This window comes from Frigoribacterium sp. PhB160, from assembly GCF_003751785.1.
Lineage (GTDB): Bacteria > Actinomycetota > Actinomycetes > Actinomycetales > Microbacteriaceae > Frigoribacterium.
In genome coordinates this window covers 576,332-595,179 of sequence record NZ_RKIE01000002.1, presented here as the reverse complement: position 1 = coordinate 595,179, position 18,848 = coordinate 576,332, and the positions used below count along the sequence as shown (strand labels likewise).

The following is an 18,848-nucleotide window of genomic DNA, read 5'->3' as shown; positions in this document are numbered from 1 at the left end:
GCCGCCATGCTCACCCCCGCCTACGCCGTCCCGTTCGAGCTCGACCGCAGTCGGGCACCCCGCGTCCACCGGCTCGTCAACCGCGGCGACGAGCCCGTGCTCGGGCTCCGGGTGACGTTGCTGGGGTGCGGCCTGCTCGTCCCGGTCGCCTCGACGCGGCTCGAGCCCGGCGCGTCGATGACCGTCAGCGTCATCGGCATCGAGCTCAGCCGCAGCGCGATCGCCGTCGTCCGCTGGTTCCGCCCCACCGGCGAAGAGTACCTCTGGCGCTTCAGCTTCTGACCGGGGCCACGCCTACGGGCGGGCGGCCCGGGCTCGACGCTCGGCCACGTAGTCGGCAGCGGAGAAGGTCTCGATGACGGGCGGGAGGTGCTCGCTCGACATCTCCGCCACGAACACGGCCGGGTCGACGCCGAGCACGACCGCGAGTCGGACGATCGTGTGCAGCACGGGGTTGCCGACGCCGCGCTCGATCTTGCCGTAGTTCGACACGTTCATCCCTGCCAGGTGGGCGACCTCGTCCTGGCTCAGCCCGAGCCGTTGCCGCTCGGCACGGACGCGGTCCCCGAAGAGGCGGGCAGCGGGCGACGAGGGCTCAGGCATACCTCATGGATACGCATCTGAGCGCTGTGAATCCAGAGTGCAGAACACCTGGGATTGCAGGCAGGAGGCACACATGCCTCACGCGCCGCGTCGACCGCTCAGTCGAGACCGTCGTCGCCGTCGTCGTCGACCACGAGCGATCGTCGGCGGGCCTCGGCGTCCCCGGGCCGTGACGACGGGCGCGGGGCCGGGGCGGCCGACGCCTCGTCGCGCGCGGCGTACTCGTCCCGCAGGGCCACGAGGCGGCCGACCGCCGCCTCGAACCGCGCCGTCGCGGCACCCGGCGTCGTGTCGCCGAAGTGTCGCTGCACCCAGTGGTCGAGGCGCCCCGCGGCGTCCGGGTCGGCGAGCAGCCGGTCGACGACCTCGACGACGGCGGACGCGTCGTCGGCGGTCAGCCACTCGGCCGCGCCGAGGTAGCCCTGCTCGTCGACGTCCGCGTCGGGCGACGTCGGGCGGGTGACCAGGAGCGGCTTGCCCGTGGCGAGGCGGTCGTAGACCATGGCCGAGATGTCCGTCACGGCCACGTCGGCGACGGCGAGCTGCCAGCCGAGCTCTCCCCCGGCGTCGTGGAGGTGCCCGGCCGCGGGGTCGGCGGCGGCGATGGCCGCGACGATCTCCTGGTGGGCACGCCGGTAGTCGCGGTCGACGACGCCGCTGCGCGGGTGGGGCCGGTAGACCAGCCGGTGACGAGGGCTCGCGAGGACGGCACGCGCGAGCGCGGTGCCGTGCGAGGCGATCGACCCGTAGGCTGCCGACGACCGGTCGCCCTCCCAGGTCGGGGCGTACAGGACGACCGTCCGGTCGTCGGGCACGAAGGGCGGGGTGCCGTCGAGGTGGTCGGTCTGCGGTCGGCCGATCGGCACGGCGCGCTTGTCGAGGTCGTAGTCCCAGAGCTTGGCCTCGAGCCGCGCGCGGGCGGCGTCCCCGGCGACGAAGGCGTAGTCGTACGCCTTGAACTGGTTGGTCGTCATGTACATCTTGTCGCTCTCGCCGTGGTTCACGAAGACGTGCCACATGCGGCCGTAGCGCATCATCTGGAAGTTCTTCGCGTTCTGGTTGACGTAGAGCGTGAGGGCGAGGGGCTGCGCCTCGACGAAGGCCTCGAGGTCGGTCACGCGCCGGGCGTAGACGACCGGCACCGGCGACTCCTCGAGAAGCGTGAGCATGGCACCCGGCGACCGCGAGACGATGGCGACCGGGACCGTGCGGGCCAGGTGGGCGAGAGGGCCGTACCACTGGCGGATCTGGTACATGTTCACGGCCGAGTCGGCGAAGTAGACGGCGACGCGCACGGTGCCGGGCTCCGGCTCGCGGGCCTGCCGCTCGGCCCCCATGGCGTCGAGCCGGCGTCGCTGCCGCCGCGACCGCAGGGCCCGCGTCGCGAGTCCGCGGGCGAGGGAGAGGTCCCTGATCAAGGGCACGGAGGTCCTCCGTTCATCGGGCGTCGTGCGACCGGGAGCACCGCACCCCACCAGGCTAACCGGAGCACGCGCGCCTAGATGACGGGGGGTCGCCCCGAACGCGCCATGCGGGCCACCGTCGCCCAGCCCATCGAGCGCCGTCCGCCGGGCGACGTGCGCCAGCCCTCCGCCCAGCCGCCGAACCACGCGCCGAGACGACGGGGGGTCGTCGCCCAGCGGAGGACCTGGACGGCGGTCCAGGAGCCGACGTAGACCGGGACGAGCGGCCAGGGCAGGTTGCGCTTCGCCAGCCAGACCCGGTTGCGGGCGTTCAGGCGGTGGTACTCGGCATGGCGGGCGGGGTCGATCGCCGGGTGGTGGGCGACGAGGTCGCCCGCATACCGGACGCGCCGGCCCTGGGCCCAGACGCGCCAGGCGAGCTCGATGCCCTCGTGGGCGTAGAAGTAGGGCTCGCCCCAGCCGCCGCAGGCGTCGAAGACGTCGCGCGGGAGGAGGGTCGCCCCCTCCCAGACGGAGAACACGTCGCTGCTCTCGGCCGGGTCGCCCTTGCGGAGGCGCGGGATCCAGCGGCGCGGGCTCGCGACCCCCGAGGGGTCGACGACGCGCGGCTGGAGGAGGCCCACGTCGCCCTCGCGGCGGAGCAGCGCCACAGCGTCGAGGAGGAACGTCGGCGACGGCAGGCTGGCGTCGTCGTCGAGGAAGAAGACGTAGTCGCCGGCCACCAGCTCGGCCCCCCGGTTGCGCCCGGCGGGGATGCCGGCGTTCTCGGGGAGCTGGAGCACGCGGACGCCCTCGGGCACGGCCCCGGGTCCGCCGCCGTTGCCGACGCAGACGACGTCGACGTCGACGCCCTCCTGGGCGAGGAGGCTCTCGAGGCCGCGGGCGAGGTCGGCGGGCCGCCGGCCCTGCGTCAGGCTGACGACGCCGACCGTCGGACGCCCCGCGCTCAGGAGCGCACCCGGCGCGACGCCATGATGGCGACGAAGTGCCCGCCGAGGGCCAGGACCGACAGCGGCAGCAGCACGACGAGGAGGGCCCGGTCGGCGAGCAGCGGGTCGTCGAGGACGAGGCCGACGAGGGCCGCGACGACGGCGAGCATGGTCAGCTCGACGGAGTGGTAGAGCCGGTGGAACGGCACGAACCTCGCGGCCGAGCGGAGGCGCGAGAGCAGTCGCCCGCTCGGCACGGTGACGCCGCCCTTCTTGTCCTCGAGGCGGGTCAGGCCGGCCGCGGCCCGCGCCACGTGCACCATGTCGTTGAGGGCCTTGTTGAGGACGATGACGAGGGCGAGCGCCAGCCCGAGGGTCGTCCAGAGGTAGTCGGCGGGGGCGTCGAACGGCCAGCCCGCGGCCCGCACCCCGAGCACCACCGGGATCAGTGCCTCCGTCGAGTAGTGCCCGACCTTGTCGAGGAACACGCCCGCGGGCGAGCTGCTGCCCCGCCAGCGCGCCACCTCGCCGTCGCAGCAGTCGACGAGCATCTGCAGCTGGCCGAGCACGAGCGCCAGCATCGCCCCGCCGATGCCGGGGACGAGCAGCGCGGCCGCGGTCGCCCAGCCGGTGAGGATCATGAGCCCCGTGACGCCGTTGGCCGAGATGCTCGTCTTGAGCAGCCACCAGGTCAGGTACGGCGACACGTCGCGCAGGTAGAGCGACGCGGTCCAGTGCTCGGCGTTGGCCCGGCTGCGGACCTCGGGCGGCTGGGCGACGCGGCGGAGCTCGTCGATCGAGGTCGGCCTCGTGGGCAGCGCGGTCAAGGGCTGCTACCTCCCGGTGTGAGCGGTGATGTTCTTCGTCAGGTTCAGGAACCCGAAGACGAAGCCGAATCCCCAGCCGAAGTGGATGGAAGGCAAGACTACGAGAAACCACAGGCGCGTGCGGAGGTCCTCGCCCCGGGCGGCGAGCACGGCCGCCGCGAGCACGAAGGCGAGGTACACGCCCGGCACGACGAAGCCGAGCATCGCCCAGGCCAGGCCGCTGCCCGTCATCGCCCCGACGACGCCGACGAGGCCCACGAGCAGGCCGAGGCTCGCGCCGACGACCATCGCGGGCGGCACGAGGTACCGCACGGTGTTCGCCCGGGGGAAGCGCCGCGAGAGCTCTCCCCGCCACAGGCCCGTCGCGACGAACTGGCGCGCGAGCTTGCGCAGGCTGGGACGGGGACGGTACGTGACCACGAGCTCGGGCGTGAACCAGACGGTGCCGCCCGACGCCCTCAGGCGGCGGTTCAGCTCCCAGTCCTGGCCCCGCTTGACTCCCTCGTCGAAGAGCCCGACCTCGAGCAGGCGCGACCGCACGAACACGCCCAGGTACGCGGTCTCGGTGGGCCCCTCCGCGCCTCCGACGTGGTGGGGCGTGCCGCCGAGGCCCACCCGGCTGCCGTAGGCCCGGGCGACGGCCTTCTCGAAGGGGGTGCGGCCCTCGGCGAGCATGATGCCGCCGACGTTGTCGGCACCGCTGCGCCGGAGCGCCTCGACGGCGAGGCGGGTGTACTCGGGCGGCAGGACGGAGTGGGCGTCGACGCGGACCGTGACCGGGTGCACCGAGGCACGGATGGCGACGTTGAGGCCGGCCGGGGTCGAGCCGACGGGGTTCGGCAGGCTGCGGATGCGCGGGTCGGCCGCCGACATCTCGGCGACGACCTCGTTCGTGCGGTCGACGCTCGGGCCGAGCGCGAGCAGCACCTCGAAGGGGCCCTCGTAGTCCTGCGCGACGAGGCTCTCGACGGCCGCCCGGATCTCGCGCTCCTCGTTGAGCACGGGCATGACGTAGGACACGCCGGGGAGGGGCGTGTCGAAGAGTGCCATGTCAGTCGTGCCTCGGGCTCGCGGCGCTGGGCGCACGGTCGGGTGCGGAGGAGTGCTCCGGAGATCGTCGCGAGCCTATCAACAGACGAGGGCGGCCCCGGGTCGAGGGACCCGGGGCCGCCCTCGGGCGGAGCGGCGCGGCGTCAGCTGGTCAGCGTGCCGAGCGTGACCGACGTCGTGGCGGTCGCGCCGTCCCGGACGTAGGTGAGGTCGGCGTCGCTGCCGCCGGCGAGGAAGCGCACCTGGGCCGTGAGGTCGGTGCGGCTCGTCACGGGCACGCCGTTGAACTCGGTCACGACGTCGCCCTGGCGGAGGCCGGCGGCCTGCGCCGCCCCGCCGCTGCTGATCTCGACGATCACGGCGCCCACCTGCGTGGCGCCCGAGACGTTCGCGGCGTCGTCGACGCTCGCGCCGAGGAGGCCGTGCGACGCGCTGCCGCCCGCGATGATCTCCTTCGAGACCCGGTCGACGAGGTTCGACGGGATCGAGAAGCCGACGCCGATGCTGCCCGACGACGAGCCGGAGCTCGCGATGGCGACGTTGAGGCCGATGAGCTCGCCCTGGGCGTCGAGGAGAGCGCCGCCCGAGTTGCCCGGGTTGATGGACGCGTCGGTCTGGATCACCGGCAGCGAGATGACGCTGCTGGCCTGGTTCTGGGTGCTCCCGTCGCCGTTGTTGAACGAGAACGGCCCCTGCCCGTTGTTGTCGTTCTGGTCGCCCTGGTCGGAGCCGTCGCTGGGCGCGGCCGACGACTGCACCGTGATGCTGCGGTTGAGGGTCGAGACGATGCCGTCGGTGACGGTGTTCGACAGGCCGAGGGGCGCGCCGATCGCGACGGCCGTGTCGCCGACGTTGAGCTTCGACGAGTCGGCGAACGACATCGGCTCGAGGTCGGTGGCGTCGATCTTCAGCACGGCGAGGTCGACCGTCGGGTCGAGGCCCACGACCTCGGCGGGCAGGATGCGCCCGTCGCTCAGGGTGACCGAGATCGTGCCCGAGGCGCTCGCCCCGTCGAGGGTCACGACGTGGGTGTTGGTCACGATGTAGCCGTCGTCGGTGAGGATGACCCCGGACCCCGTGCCGCCGGAGCTGCCGGAGGTGACGTTGATGGTGACGACCGACTGCGTGGCCTTGGCCGCCACGGCGGTGATCGCCGTCGCGTCGGCGTAGTCGTTGACCGTCAGGTCGCGGGACTGCCCGGCGACCGTCGCGGTGCCGTCGCCCGACGCGACGCTGCCGCCGACGACGCCGCCGAGGGCACCGCCCGCGAGGAGGCCGACCGCGAGGGTCGCCGCGAGCACGCCGCGGCCGCTGCGCTTCTTCGTGGCCGTGCCGGCGGGCGCCGGGGCGCTCCAGGCCGAGCCGTCGGCCGTCGGGTAGGGGGTCGTGTCGTACGCGGTCGTCGCGTCGTGGCCGGCGGGCTGCTGGTACGAGCCAGGCTGCTGGTAGGACGCGGGCTGCTGGTACGAGCCTGCCTGCTGGTACGAGGCGGGCTGCTGGTAGGAGCCGGGCTGCTGGTACGACGCGGGCTGCTGGTACGAGCCTGGCTGCTGGTACGAGGCCGCCTGCTGGTACGAGCCGGGCTGCTGGTACGAGCCCGCCTGCTGGTACGAGCCGGGCTGCTGGTACGACGCGGGCTGCTGGTATGAAGACGGGTGCTGGTACGACGCCGGCTGCTGACCGGGGGCGGGCGGTCGCCCGGCCTCCTCGTCGAGCGAGCGGGGGCCGGTGCCCGGGAGGGGAGGCGCACCGAACGTCACGGCCGGGTCGTCGGCCACGGGACCGCGGGCGGGCGCCTCGGGAGCGCGGCCCTCCGTTCCGGGCTCGACCCGCGCCTCCGGCGCTCGGCCGTCGGACGCCTCGGGCGTCGGTGCCTCGTCGGGTCGGCGGGTCGTGTCGTCGGCGTCGTCGCTGCCGCGGGGGGTCTCGTTCATGGGGCGGTGCTCCTCTCAAGCCCCCACAGCCTGGTCGTCGAACCTGTGCGCAGCATATGGCGACCCTGGGAGCGGCCTGCCGTGCGGACAAGCGGTCGCTGGACCGCCCCCGCGGGCCGCCGCCCGGACCCCGTGACGGCGGGATACGGTGACGGCACCATGACTGCACCGGCCCCCTGGGAACGCGCCGCCCGCGGCGCCATGCTGCTCGACGACCACGGTCGCCTCGCCACGACGATCTTCGCGGAGATGTCGGCCCTCGCGGCCCGCACCGGCGCGGTGAACCTCGGGCAGGGGTTCCCGGACGAGGACGGGCCCGCCGAGGTGCTCGCCGCCGCCCACGCCGCCATCGACGCGGGGCTGAACCAGTACCCGCCCGGGCGCGGCACGCCCGGGCTGCTCGACGCGGTCGCCGAGCACCAGCGCCGCTTCTACGGCATCGAGCTCGACCCCGCCCGCGAGGTGCTCGTCACGGCCGGCGCCACCGAGGCCCTCGCGGCGACCCTGCTCGCCCTCGTCGACGACGGCGACGAGGTCGTCACCCTCGAGCCGTTCTACGACGCGTACGGCGCCCTGGTCGGCCTGGCGGGGGGCACGCACGTCACGGTGCGCCTCCACGGTCCCGACTTCCGGGTCGACCACGGCGAGCTGCGTGCGGCGTTCTCCGACCGCACACGGGTGGTCGTGGTCAACGACCCGCACAACCCGACCGGGACGGTGCTCGACGACGCGACCCGACGCCTCGTCGTCGAGCTGGCCCGCCTGCACGACGCCGTGATCGTCACCGACGAGGTCTACGAGCACCTGCTCTTCGACGGCGCGCGACACGTGCCGATCTCGACGCTGCCGGGGGCGGCCGAGCGCACGATCACGGTCTCGAGCGGCGGCAAGACCTTCGCGACGACGGGGTGGAAGGTCGGCTGGCTGTCGGGGCCGGAGGAGCTCGTGTCGCGCGTGCTCACCGTGAAGCAGTACCTCACGTACGTCAACGCCTCGGTCTTCCAGCCCGCGATCGCCGTCGGGCTCCGGCTGCCCGACGAGTACTTCTCGCAGCTGGCCGCCGGGCTCCAGGCCAAGCGCGACCTGCTCTCGGCGGGCCTCGAGGCGGCCGGGTTCGCAGTGTCGCCGTCGCACGGGTCGTACTTCGTCGTCGCCGACGCCGCACCGCTCGGCCACCACGACGCCGCCGAGCTCTGCCGGCGCCTGCCCGAGCTGGCGGGCGTCGTGGGCGTGCCCCTCAGCGCGTTCTGCCGGGACGGCGGGGCGCCGGGGACGTCGTCGCTCGTCCGGTTCGCCTTCTGCAAGAAGACCGAGGTCCTCGAGCGGGCGGTCGAGCAGCTCGCGCGGCTGCGGGCCTGACCGCGCCGAGAGGCTGACGGCTCGGCGTGACGGCGAGCCGGTGCGCCCGCCCCGTCAGCGCGGCTGCCGGGCGGCCAGCGCGGCGCCGGCGGCCTCGACCCAGGCCACGGGCTCGGCCAGGGAGCGCTCCGCTCCCCCGGCCAGCTCCGACGTCTCCACGACGGCGTCGAAGGGGTCGAGCTCGGCCGTCGTCGCGTCGACGACGCCCGCGACGAGGCAGACCCGCGCGCCGCCCCCGCCCACGGCGCCGAGCACCCACGACACGACCTTGCCGCCGGCCGTCTGGGAGTCGAAGCGCCCTTCGCCCGTCACGACCACGTCGGCCCTCCGCAGGCGCGTGGCCGCCCCGACCGCCTCGGCGACGGCCGCGGCCCCGGGTGCCAGCGTCGCGCCCCAGACGAGCAGCCCGAAGGCCGTCCCGCCGGCCGCGCCGGAGCCCGGTGTCGCGGGGTCGACGTCGACCAGCGCCGCGAACGCCTCCAGCGACGACTCGAGGGCCAGCACGTCGTCCGGCCCCGCGCCCTTCTGCGGCCCGAAGACCGCCGCGGCACCCGTCGGGCCCAGGAGCGGCGCCTGGACGTCGGTCAGCGCCGTCACCCCGTCGACCGGCAGGGGCCTCAGCCCCGACGCGTCGAGGCGCACGGCGGTCGAGAGCCCGTGCGCCCCGTCGGCCACCGGCTCGCCCACCGAGTCGAGGAGGCGCGCGCCGAGCTCCGTGAGGACGCCCGCCCCCGCGTCGGTGGACGCGCTCCCCCCGAGGCCCACCACGACGCGACGGGCGCCGGCGTCGAGGGCTGCGGCGACGACTCGGCCGAGGCCGCGGGTGTGGGCGTCGTGGGGCAGGGGCGCGGCCAGGAGGGGCAGTCCGCTGGCACAGGCGAGCTCGGTCACCGCGACGTCGTCCGGCAGCATCAGCCAGGAGGCGGTGTGGGGCCGTCCGTCGGGGCCCGGCACGTCGACGAGGTGGCGGACGGCACCGGGCACAGCGGCCTCGAAGGCGTCGAGGGTCCCCTCGCCCCCGTCGGCCAGGGGCACCAGGTCGATCTCGTCGTCGGGCCGCACGCTCGCCCAGCCCCGGGCCAGCGCCTCGGCGACGTCCCGGGCGTCGAGGCTGCCCTTGAACGAGTCGGGAGCGACGGCGACCCTCAGCGGCGACATGTGCCCACAGTGGCACAGGACGAGCGACCCCGCGGCCGGGATCGCCTCGCGGGCCCGGAGACACGAAAAAGCCCTGGTCAGAAGACCAGGGCTTTCTCATCGGTGCTGCGATTTGTTGCGGGGGCAGGATTTGAACCTACGACCTCTGGGTTATGAGCCCAGCGAGCTACCGAACTGCTCCACCCCGCGGCACAAGAAGAAACACTATCACGGCTCCCGCGCGACGTCCAATCGAGGCCGCCGCACGCTGCCCGGACGCACCGACCGCCCCTCGACGAGGTCGAGGGGCGGTCGGTGGAGGTGCCGGCGGAGCGTTACTGACCGGTGATCCCGCCGGCCGCGACGGCCGCCTCCAAGGCGTCCTGGAGTCGCTGGTCGGCCTCGGCCGCGCCCACCAGGTCGTTGTCGGCGTAGGCCGCGGCACGGTCGCTCAGCGCCGACTGCGCGTCGGCGAGCGCGCTGTCGAGGGCCGCGTTGTCGGTGCCGCCCGTGCCGCCGGCGTCACCGCCCGCGTCGCCGGCACCCGCGTCGCCGGTTCCTCCGGCGTCGGTGCCGCCCGTGTCGGGCAGGTCGTTGTCACCGGCGTCCGCACCCGAGTTGCCGCCGAACAGCGAGTCGAGCGCGCCGTTGAGGGTGTCCTCGAAGGCGATCTGATCGCCGAACGAGACCAGGATCTTCTGCAGCACCGGGTACGACGTCTCGGAGTTCGACTTCACGTAGATCGGCTGGACGTACAGCAGGCCGCCGCCGACGGGGAGCGTCAGCAGGTTGCCCCGCACCACGCTCGTGTCGCCTCGGGTGAGCAGGGCCAGCTGGTTCGCCACCGCGGTGTCGGTGTTGAAGTTGTTCTGGACCTGGCCCGGGCCGGGCACGGTGTCGGTCTTCGGCAGGGTCAGCAACGTGAGCCGACCGTAGCTGTCGGCGATCTCACCCGGCGTCGACCCCGCGTCGGCGTTCGCCGCGAGGTACCCCGTCAGCACGTTGCGGGCGTTGTCGCTCGTCTGCTGCGGGATGTAGGTCGAGTAGATCGAGAAGGCCGGGTCTTGGTCGGGCAGCTGCAGCGTCAGGTAGTACGGCGGCTGCAGGGCCGCGTTCGCGGACGTGGTCGTCGGCTCGTTCGGCGTCACCCACGCGTCGTCGCTCGAGTAGAACGAGTTCGAGTCGGTCACGTGGTACGTGCTGAGGATCGCGCGCTGCACCTTGAACATGTCCTGCGGGTAGCGGACGTGCTCCATGAGCTCGACCGACATCTCGGACAGCGGCGTGGTCGACGACGGGAAGATCTTCTGCCACGTCTTGAGCACCGGGTCGTTGACGTCCCAGGCGTAGAGCTTGACCGAGCCGTCGTACGCGTCGACGGTGGCCTTGACCGAGTTGCGGATGTAGTTGATCTCGTTCGAGGCGTAGGTCGGACGCGGCGTGTACGTGTCCGCGATGGCGTCCGAGAGCGCCTGCGGGTCGGAGTACGGGTACTCGCGGGTCGTCGTGTAGCCGTCGACGATCCACTGGATGCGCCCGTCGACGACGGCCGGGTACGGCGCGCTGTCGATGGTGAGGTAAGGCGCCACCTTCTGCACGCGCTGCGACGGGTCGCGGTCGTACATGATCTGCGAGTCGGGGTTGACGGCGTCCGACAGGAAGATCTGCTCCGACTGGAACTTGATCGCGTAGATGAGCTTCTTGAAGGCGTTGTCGAGCTTCGGCCCGCCGTCGCCCTCGAAGGTCGTCGTCTGGTTCGTGCCGTTGTCGTTGCTGCCCGAGGGGTAGTCGAGCTCGATGTCGTTCGAGCCGTCGCCGCCCACGATCGAGTACGCCGGCGACTGCTGGCCGAAGTAGATGCGCGGCTCGTAGCTGTCGGCGTCGCCGAGCGCGCCCGAGACGGGGATGCCCGACTCGAGGAAGACGGGCTGGCCGTCCGCGGAGCGCTGGTTGCCGTACGCCGCCACGACGCCGTAGCCGTGCGTGTAGACGAAGGCGGTGTTGTAGGGCGTGGCCGAGCTGCCGAGCTGGTCGGTGCTGAGCTCGCGCACCGCGATCACCGTGTCCTGCTGCTGCCCGTCGATCGTGTAGCGGTCGACCGAGAGCTGCTCGGGGAAGCTGTAGTACTGGCGGTACTGCTGCAGCTGCGCGAAGGCGTCCGTGACGAGGGCGGGGTCGATGATGCGGATGTTGGCGGTCGTGACCGCGTCGCCCGCGAGCGCGCCGGCGGCGGCGTCGGACTGGGCGTCGTACGACTCCTCTTGCACGTCGCTCACGCCGTAGGCGTCCCGCGTCGCCTGGATGTTGCGCTCGATGTAGCTCGACTCGACCGGCCCCTCGCTCGGGTCGACCTGGAAGCGCTGCACGATCCAGGGGTAGATGCCGCCCACGATGATGCTGATGACGATGAGCGCGGCCGTGCCGATGACGCTGAGGCGCCAGCGGGCCACGATCGCGGTGACGATGAACAGGATCGCGACGACCGCCGCGGCGAGCGCGAGGATCTGCTTGCCGGGGATGCCCGCGTAGACGTCGGTGTAGGTCGCGCCGGTGATCAGCTTGTTCGTGCCGTCGGTGAGCGTCGCGTACTGGTCGAGCCAGAGGCTGACGCCCTGCAGCAACAGGTAGACGGCGGCGGTGACGGCCAGCTGGATGCGCGCCACGCGCGAGATGCGCACGTCGCGGCCCGAGAAGCGCAGGGCCCCGTAGAGGTAGCTCGTGGCCACGGCCGCGAGGCCGGAGATCAGCACGACGGCCGACGCGAAGCCGACGATGCCCTGCCAGAAGGGCAGCTCGAACACGTAGAACCCGATGTCGAGGCCGAACTGCGGGTCGGTCTGGCCGAACGGCGTGCGGTTCAGCCACTGGAGGGTGACCTCCCAGCGGCTCGACGCGGCGATGCCGGCGAACAGGCCGAGCACGATCGGCACCCCGAAGACGACGACCCGGCGCAGGGGCTCGATGACCTGCTGGTAGCGGTCGAGCTGCGAGTTGAGCTTCGCGTAGACCGGACGGAACCGGAACGCCACGTCGATGCTGACGAAGACCGGGACGGCCATCGCCACGAACCCGATCAGGAACATCACCGCGCCGGCGATCCACTGCGTGGTGAGGACGGTGGCGAAGCCCAGCTGGTCGTACCAGAGGAAGTCCGTCAGCAGCGACGAGAAGATGAAGAACGCGATGACCAGGGCGGCGAGGACCGCCACCGTCACGAGGATGGGCGCTCGGGGCGAACGTCGTGCGGGTGGCGACGATGCAGGTGACGTCAAGAGGGTGCTCCTGGCTCAGGGGACGAGGACCTCCATCGTACGTGCCGCCCCTGACCGTTCGACCCTGGCCCAGCTGCCCATGACCTGGCTGGACGCGAGCGGTCAGCTGGCTGTGCAGGTGGGCAGCGCGGCGACGTCGCCGTCGGACGCGACGGTCTCGAGCGCGGTCACCGCGTCGTCGAGGGTGCCCACGGCGTAGACGTCGAGCCCGTCCGGCACGTGGCCGACGACCTCGTCGCAGTTCGACTCCGGTGCGAGGAAGACGGTCGCCCCGGCGTCGCGCGCGCCGTAGAGCTTCTGCCGGATGCCGCCGATCGCCCCGACCGTGCCCGAGGCGGTGATCGTGCCCGTGCCGGCCACCTGCTCGCCGCCGTTCAGCTCGCCCGGCGTCGTCTTGTCGATGATGCCGAGGGCGAACATCATGCCGGCGCTCGGCCCGCCGACCTTGTCGAGCCGGAGCGTGACGTCGAAGGGGAAGGTGTAGTCGACGCTGACGCCCACTCCGAGCAGCGCCGTCTGCTGCACCTCCTCCGGGGTGACCTCCTCGGTGACCCGGGTCCCGGCGCGCTCGACCACCAGCGTGGCCGGCGTCGCGGCCCCGTTGTCGGCCACGACGCCGCGCAGCACGTCGACGTCGCCGTTCGTCGTCAGGTCGGTGCCGTTCACGCTCACGACCACGTCGCCCTCCTGCAGGACGCCCTCCGAGGGCCCGTCGGCCTGCACCTGGCTGACCGTCACCGAGCTCGGCACGTCGTAGCCCTCGTGGATCAGGGCCGCCGCGACGGCGGACTTCTGCGAGTTCTGCATGTCGACCGCGTTCTGCTCGTCGACCTGCTCGTTCGTGACGCCCGAGGGGTAGATCGCCTCGACCGGCACGACGGCCCTGCTGGGCGAGAACCAGGCGCGGACCACGTCGATCCAGCTCGGGCGGACGCTCTCGTTGCCCTGCACGCTCACGGTCAGCAGGTCGAGCGTGCCCGCCGTCGGGTAGGTCTCGTGGCCGTCGACCGTGATCAGGGGCTCGTCCTGGCCCTCGTACTCGGCCGCGCCGAGGGTGTCGAAGACGGGGCCCGGCTGCTCGATCAGGTACGGCGAGGGGAGGAACGTGAGCACCAGCCCGGCGACCAGGGCGACCACCAGCAGCGTCCAGCCGACGGCGCCTCCGCGGCCCGGTCGGACGGCGGGGCGGGCCGGAGGCGTGAAGACGGCCACGAGGGTCCTTCCAGATGTTCGCCGAGGGCGCACGGCGGACCTCGGGGCGGCGGCACTGTCCCAGGCTGTTCCTGCGGCCAGCAGCTAGCGTAGTCGTCATGACCGATGATCCGCAGCGCGAGCCGGAGGACGAGTTCCGCGACATGCTGCGCCAGTTCCTGTCCGGCGACTCCGACATCGACCCGTCGCAGCTGGCCGGCGCCGCGGGCCTCCCCGACGACCCCGCGTTCATCGCCCGCCTCATGGGCCAGCTCCAGAACGCCGTGAACCGCAGCGGCGACGGCATCGACTGGACCGTGGCCACCGAGCAGGCCACGGCCGTGGGGACGCAGAGCGCCGTCCCGACCTCGCCCGCCGACGCCGCGGCCCTCGAGCAGGCGTTCCACGTCGCGGCCCTCTGGCTCGACGACGTGACCTACGTGTCCGAGCTGACCGTCGCGCCGCGGCTGCTGACCCGGGCCGAGTGGGCCCGCCTCTCGATGCCGGTCTGGAGCCAGCTCGCCGAGCCGGTCGCCGAGTCCATCGCCGAGTCGCTGACCACGGTCCTGCGCGAGCAGGCCCCAGAAGAGATGCAGGCGCTCATCGCCGGGGCGAGCGAGGTGATGCGCAGCGTCGGCGGCACGCTCTTCGCCATGCAGCTCGGCCAGGTCGTCGGCCAGCTGTCGACCGAGGTGGTCTCCGGCGGCGACGTCGGCATCCCCCTCCTCGACGACCAGCAGGCCGCGATCCTGCCCCAGAACGTCGACGCCTTCGGCGAGGGCCTCGACATCGACCGCGACCAGGTGCAGCTCTACCTGGCCGTCCGCGAGCTCGCCCACGCCCGCCTCTTCCGGCACGCCCGCTGGCTGCGGCTGCACCTGATCTCGTCGATCCGCGAGTTCGCCCAGGGCATCACCATCGACACTTCCCGCCTCGAAGAGCTCACGGTCGGCTTCGACCCGGCGAACCCCGAACAGCTCCAGGAGGCGCTGGCCAGCGGTGCGCTGATCCCCCCGAAGTCCGACGAGCAGCTCGCCGCCCTGGCCCGGCTCGAGACGACCCTGGCCCTCATCGAGGGCTGGGTCGACGTCGTCACCGCCCAGGCCACCGCGCGCCTCCCCCGGTCCGGTGCCGTGGCCGAGACCGTCCGTCGGCGACGCGCCGCCGGCGGGCCGGCCGAGTCGGCCTTCTCGACGCTCGTCGGGCTCGAGCTCCGACCCCGTCGGCTGCGCGAGGCCGCCGCGATGTGGTCGGCCGTGACCGACGCCGTCGGCGCCGAGGGCCGCGACGGTCTCTGGGCCCATCCCGACATCGTGCCGACGAGCGCCGACATCGACGACCCGCAGGCGCTGGTCGCCCGTCTCACGGCGACCGAGCCCGCCTTCGACGACGTCGACCAGGCCATCGAGGCGCTGCTGGCGGACGAGGGCGCCGACCGACCCCGCGAGGGCCTCGACGGCAGCGCGGACGAGGGCGACGCCCCGGGCGGCGACGCGACCGACGGCGACGCGCCGACCGACGGCGGTCCGTCACCCGACGCGCCCTCCTCCCCCGGGCGCTGAGCCCGACGCGGGCGTCGACCCTGTGGACAACCCGTCCCGGGGCCGGCGCGTGCGGCACCCTCGAGGGATGCCCTCCCCCGTCCCGCTCCGGCTCCCCGCCCGCGCCCCGGTCGTCTGGCGCGACCCCACGACCGTGCAGGTCGGCGTCGAGTCGCCGTCGCTCGTCCTGACCGACGTCACCCGGCTCGACGAGGCCGTGCTCGGCGCCGTCGCGGCCGGCCGGGCCGACGGCGGCTGGCGCGCCGTCGCCGCCCAGCTCGGCCGCGACCCCGACGAGGTCGCCGCGAGCGTGGAGCGGCTCGCTCCGGCACTCGTCCCGCCCGTCGGCCCCCGGATCGGTCCGCCCGCCGTCGTCCGCCTCGCGGGCGACGGGCCCCTCGCCGACGAGATCGGGCACCTGCTCGAGTCGGAGGGGCTCGGGGTCGTGCTCGTCGACGGGCGCTCGTGCTCGGGCCCGGCGGACGACGCCCGCAGCGCCTCCTCGTTCTCGTCCCTCCCCGGCGTCGGGCTCGTGGTCGGCGGGCTGGCCCACGACCCGACGGCGTCGACGGAGTGGCTGCGTCACGACGTCGTGCACCTGCTCGTCCGCGTCGGCGACCGGTCCGTGCGCCTCGGGCCGACCGTGGTGCCCGGCGTCACCGCCTGCTCACGGTGCCTTCACCTCGCCGCGGGCGACGTCGACCCCGCCTGGCCCGCGATCGCCGCGCAGCTCGTGACGGCGCCCACCCCGCCGACGAGCCTCCTCGTCCGGCGCGAGGTCGCGACCCGAGCGACCCGGCGCCTGCTCGAGGTCGTGGGCTGGGCCGCGACGGGCGGTCCGAGCCCCGCCGACGTCGCCCGCTGCGCCGAGGTGGTCCGGGTGGACCACGACACCGGCGAGGTCACGACGTCGCGGGCACGGCCCCGTCCCGACTGCGGATGCGCAGCTCCTCCAGGAAGCGGCTCGGACGGCGCTCCCCGCCGCGGCCCTGCCCGGCGGCCCCCCACGAGAGCCGCAGCCGCTCGCGCGCGCGGGTGATGCCGACGTAGAGCAGCCGGCGCTCCTCGTCGATCGCCTCCAGGCCCTTCGCGTAGCTGATCGGCACCAGGCCCTCGCTGAGCCCGACGAGGTAGACGCTCCGCCACTCGAGGCCCTTGGCCGAGTGCAGGGTCGCGAGGGTGACGGCCGACATGGTCGGCTCGTGCTGGCCCTGCTGCCGCGCGAAGAGCTCGTCGACGAACTGGCGCAGGGTCGTGCCCTCGGGCGACGCCTCGGCCAGGCCCATGAGGGCGTTCAGCGACTCCCACCGGTCGCGCACGGCGCCGCGCTGCTCGGGGGCCTCCTGCGTCCAGCCCAGCGAGCGCAGCACGTCGCTCACCGTCTTGAAGAGGGGCTCGCCGACGATGCTGACGGCGGCGCCCTTGAGCATCATCAGCGCCTCCTTGACCTCCCGCAGCTCGAAGAACCGCGTCGCGCCGTGGATGCGCGTCGTGACGCCGACGTCGGCCAGGGCGCGCTCGAGCGCGGCGGCCTGCACGTTGACGCGGTACAGCACCGCGATCTCCTCCGGGGCGACGCCCGACCGGATCTCGTCGGCGATCGTCTGGGCCACGCCCCGCGCCTCCGCCATGTCGGTCGGGTACTGGGTGACCGGAGGCACGGGCCCGGTCGTCTCGACGGCCGGGTGCAGGTGCAGGGCTCCCGGTCGACCGCGCATGAGCTGGTTGGCGGTGTCGACGATCTGCCGCGAAGAGCGGTAGTTCTGCTCGAGGCGCACGACCGTCGCGTCGTCGTAGCGGGACCCGAAGCCGAGCAGGTAGTCGGCGGAGGCCCCCGCGAACGAGTAGATCGTCTGGCTCGCGTCGCCGACGACGCACAGGTCGTTGCGGTCGCCGAGCCAGAGCTCGAGCAGGTGCTGCTGCAGCGGCGAGACGTCCTGGTACTCGTCGACGACGAAGAAGCGGTACTGCTCGCGGACCTGCTGGGCGACGCGCGGCTCGAGCTCGAGCATGCCGACCGTGGCGAGGAGGACGTCCTCGAAGTCGAGCTGCCGGCGCTCGTCCTTGATGTCTTCGTAGGCGGCGTGCAGGTCGAGCGCGGCCTCGACCGACACCGACTCGGGCAGGCTGCGCGACGGGGCCTTCAGCGCGTACTCCTCCATCGTGAGCCGCGAGACCTTCCGCCACTCGATCTCGCCGGCCATGTCGCGCAGCGACGCCGTGTCGAGCCGCAGGCGGAGGCGCTCGGCGGCGTGGGCGAGGAGCTTCCCCTTGCCGTCGAGGAGGCGGGGCATCTGGCCGCCCATCGTCTGCGGCCAGAAGAACGACAGCTGCGAGAGCGCGGAGGCGTGGAAGGTGCGCGCCGAGACTCCCCCGGCACCGAGGTGCCGGAGCCGCCCGCGCAGCTCGGCGGCGGCCCGCGACGTGAAGGTCAGCGCCATGACGCGGTTGGGGGCGTACACCCCCGTCGCGACGCCGTAGGCGATGCGGTGCGTGATGGCGCGGGTCTTGCCCGTGCCGGCCCCCGCGAGGAGGCAGACCGGCCCGAGCAGGCGTCGCGCGGCCTCGCGCTGCTGCTCGTCGAGCCCCGCGATCAGCTCGGCGGCCTCCGTCACTGGTCGATCTCGGCGCCGAACCAGTCCTCGATGATGGCGCGCGCGATGGAGGTGCGGCCGGGCAGCAGCACGTCGCCGAGGCTCGCGGCGAGCTCGTCGCGGCTGAACCAGCGCAGCTCGACGATCTCGGCGCCGTCGGGCTCGAGGACGCCCGGGTCGACGGCGTCGACCGTCGCGGTGAAGCCGAGCATGAGGCTGGCCGGGAACGGCCACGGCTGCGACCCGACGTAGCGGGGGTCGACGACGCGGACGCCCGACTCCTCGAAGATCTCGCGCTGGACGGCCTGTTCGAGCGACTCGCCCGGCTCGACGAAGCCGGCGAGGAGCGACCACCGGTTCGACTCCCAGAGGGCGTTCGAGCCGAGCAACAGCCGGTCGTCGGCGTCGGTGACCCCGACGATGATCGCCGGGTCGGTGCGGGGGAAGACCTCGTGGCCGTCCTCCGGGTCGCTGCGCACCCAGCCGGCCTTGCCGCTGACGAGGACCCGACCGGTGCGCGGCGAGAAGCGGTGCGAGTCGTGCCAGTTCGCGACGGCGATCGCCTCGACGGCGAGGCCGACGTCGCGGGCGCTGAGGTCGCTGCCGAACATGCGGAGGCTGCCCCACGCCTCCTCGTCGGGTTGGAGGCCCTTCGCCTGCTCGTCGTCGAGCAGCGCGGCGACGATCGGCGTGCCGACCGGCTCGGCGGCGTCGGGCGCCTGCGACCGGCCCAGGTAGACGTGGCCGCGGGCGGCCGGGACGGCGGCCGGCTCGAGGAGCGCGAGGCGCTCGGACGACGCCATCAGCGTGCGGCCGTGCCAGACCGGCAGCACCCGGGTGTCGGCCGAGGCCAGCAGCTCGTCGACGGCGTCGGGGCGCTCGCGGGTGAGGTAGTCGCGGTCGACCTCGTGTCGCGAGAGGGGGAGGCGGGAGGTGAGCGGCGAGGACATCGGACGACCAATCATCGCGAGTTGACAGCGTGGCGCG

Annotated in this window: 14 protein-coding genes and 1 tRNA gene; 3 read left to right on the top strand and 12 right to left on the bottom strand. The window is 73.4% G+C overall.

Translation table 11 applies throughout. The features are described 5' to 3' along the window. Positions 1-6 precede the first annotated feature (6 nt). The gene (locus tag EDF38_RS11755) at positions 7-282 is read left to right on the top strand and encodes a hypothetical protein (RefSeq protein WP_123355577.1); all 276 of its coding nucleotides are present in this window, start codon (positions 7-9) and stop codon (positions 280-282) included. Positions 283-294: 12 nt separating this feature from the next. Here EDF38_RS11755 and EDF38_RS11750 read toward each other — a convergent pair whose 3' ends face one another. From EDF38_RS11750 to EDF38_RS11725, 6 genes are all read right to left on the bottom strand, one after another. Continuing rightward, on the bottom strand, positions 295-603 hold the full coding sequence (locus EDF38_RS11750) for a helix-turn-helix domain-containing protein (RefSeq protein WP_123355576.1): 309 nt from the start codon (positions 601-603) through the stop codon (positions 295-297). A gap of 98 nt (positions 604-701) precedes the next feature. Further along, complete coding sequence (locus tag EDF38_RS11745) at positions 702-2,027, bottom strand: CDP-glycerol glycerophosphotransferase family protein (protein ID WP_233572406.1); 1,326 nt, start codon at positions 2,025-2,027, stop codon at positions 702-704. A gap of 74 nt (positions 2,028-2,101) precedes the next feature. Further along, on the bottom strand, positions 2,102-2,977 hold the full coding sequence (locus tag EDF38_RS11740; protein WP_123356017.1) for a glycosyltransferase family 2 protein: 876 nt from the start codon (positions 2,975-2,977) through the stop codon (positions 2,102-2,104). Then, positions 2,974-3,783, bottom strand: a complete 810-nt coding sequence (locus tag EDF38_RS11735; protein WP_123355575.1) for a CDP-alcohol phosphatidyltransferase family protein — start codon at positions 3,781-3,783, stop codon at positions 2,974-2,976. Before EDF38_RS11735 ends, EDF38_RS11740 begins: the two co-directional genes overlap by 4 nt. Before the next feature lie 6 nt (positions 3,784-3,789). Then, entirely contained in the window at positions 3,790-4,833 is a 1,044-nt protein-coding gene (locus EDF38_RS11730; protein ID WP_123355574.1) for a glycosyltransferase family 2 protein, read from the bottom strand. 143 nt (positions 4,834-4,976) lie between these two features. Then, a complete protein-coding gene (locus tag EDF38_RS11725) occupies positions 4,977-6,767 on the bottom strand; it encodes a S1C family serine protease (protein WP_123355573.1) in 1,791 nt (596 codons plus the stop codon). 159 nt (positions 6,768-6,926) lie between these two features. On the opposite strand from EDF38_RS11725, the gene EDF38_RS11720 reads away from it, so the two are divergent. Then, on the top strand, positions 6,927-8,126 hold the full coding sequence (locus EDF38_RS11720; protein ID WP_123355572.1) for an aminotransferase class I/II-fold pyridoxal phosphate-dependent enzyme: 1,200 nt from the start codon (positions 6,927-6,929) through the stop codon (positions 8,124-8,126). A gap of 54 nt (positions 8,127-8,180) precedes the next feature. On the opposite strand, the gene EDF38_RS11715 is transcribed toward EDF38_RS11720, so the two are convergent. From EDF38_RS11715 to EDF38_RS11700, 4 genes are all read right to left on the bottom strand, one after another. Beyond that, positions 8,181-9,284 carry a glycerate kinase gene (locus tag EDF38_RS11715; RefSeq protein WP_123355571.1) on the bottom strand — a complete coding sequence of 368 codons (1,104 nt, stop codon included), beginning with the start codon at positions 9,282-9,284 and terminating at the stop codon, positions 8,181-8,183. Positions 9,285-9,399: 115 nt separating this feature from the next. After that, positions 9,400-9,473 (bottom strand) — tRNA-Met (locus EDF38_RS11710). 125 nt (positions 9,474-9,598) lie between these two features. Then, positions 9,599-12,478, bottom strand: a complete 2,880-nt coding sequence (locus EDF38_RS11705) for a UPF0182 family protein (protein WP_233572405.1) — start codon at positions 12,476-12,478, stop codon at positions 9,599-9,601. A gap of 159 nt (positions 12,479-12,637) precedes the next feature. Further along, a complete protein-coding gene (locus tag EDF38_RS11700) occupies positions 12,638-13,747 on the bottom strand; it encodes a PDZ domain-containing protein (RefSeq protein ID WP_123355569.1) in 1,110 nt (369 codons plus the stop codon). Between the two features lie 98 nt (positions 13,748-13,845). Between EDF38_RS11700 and EDF38_RS11695 the strand changes: the two genes are divergently transcribed. Continuing rightward, positions 13,846-15,288, top strand: coding sequence for a zinc-dependent metalloprotease (locus EDF38_RS11695; protein ID WP_123355568.1), 1,443 nt, complete (start codon positions 13,846-13,848; stop codon positions 15,286-15,288). Positions 15,289-16,169: 881 nt separating this feature from the next. Here EDF38_RS11695 and EDF38_RS11690 read toward each other — a convergent pair. Both EDF38_RS11690 and nudC read right to left on the bottom strand, forming a co-directional pair. Further along, positions 16,170-17,882 (bottom strand): ATP-dependent helicase, encoded by a 1,713-nt coding sequence (locus EDF38_RS11690; RefSeq protein ID WP_123355567.1) that lies wholly within the window; start codon positions 17,880-17,882, stop codon positions 16,170-16,172. Next, positions 17,879-18,811 carry an NAD(+) diphosphatase gene (nudC, locus tag EDF38_RS11685; protein WP_123355566.1) on the bottom strand — a complete coding sequence of 311 codons (933 nt, stop codon included), beginning with the start codon at positions 18,809-18,811 and terminating at the stop codon, positions 17,879-17,881. Before nudC ends, EDF38_RS11690 begins: the two co-directional genes overlap by 4 nt. Positions 18,812-18,848 lie beyond the last annotated feature (37 nt).

Coding starts and splice junctions, on each gene's coding strand:
- EDF38_RS11755 (WP_123355577.1), top strand. CDS start 7: ATGCTCACCCCCGCCTACGCCGTCCCGTTCGAGCTCGACCGCAGTCGG.
- EDF38_RS11750 (WP_123355576.1), bottom strand. CDS start 603: ATGCCTGAGCCCTCGTCGCCCGCTGCCCGCCTCTTCGGGGACCGCGTC.
- EDF38_RS11730 (WP_123355574.1), bottom strand. CDS start 4,833: ATGGCACTCTTCGACACGCCCCTCCCCGGCGTGTCCTACGTCATGCCC.
- EDF38_RS11725 (WP_123355573.1), bottom strand. CDS start 6,767: ATGAACGAGACCCCCCGCGGCAGCGACGACGCCGACGACACGACCCGC.
- EDF38_RS11720 (WP_123355572.1), top strand. CDS start 6,927: ATGACTGCACCGGCCCCCTGGGAACGCGCCGCCCGCGGCGCCATGCTG.
- EDF38_RS11715 (WP_123355571.1), bottom strand. CDS start 9,284: ATGTCGCCGCTGAGGGTCGCCGTCGCTCCCGACTCGTTCAAGGGCAGC.
- EDF38_RS11695 (WP_123355568.1), top strand. CDS start 13,846: ATGACCGATGATCCGCAGCGCGAGCCGGAGGACGAGTTCCGCGACATG.
- nudC (WP_123355566.1), bottom strand. CDS start 18,811: ATGTCCTCGCCGCTCACCTCCCGCCTCCCCCTCTCGCGACACGAGGTC.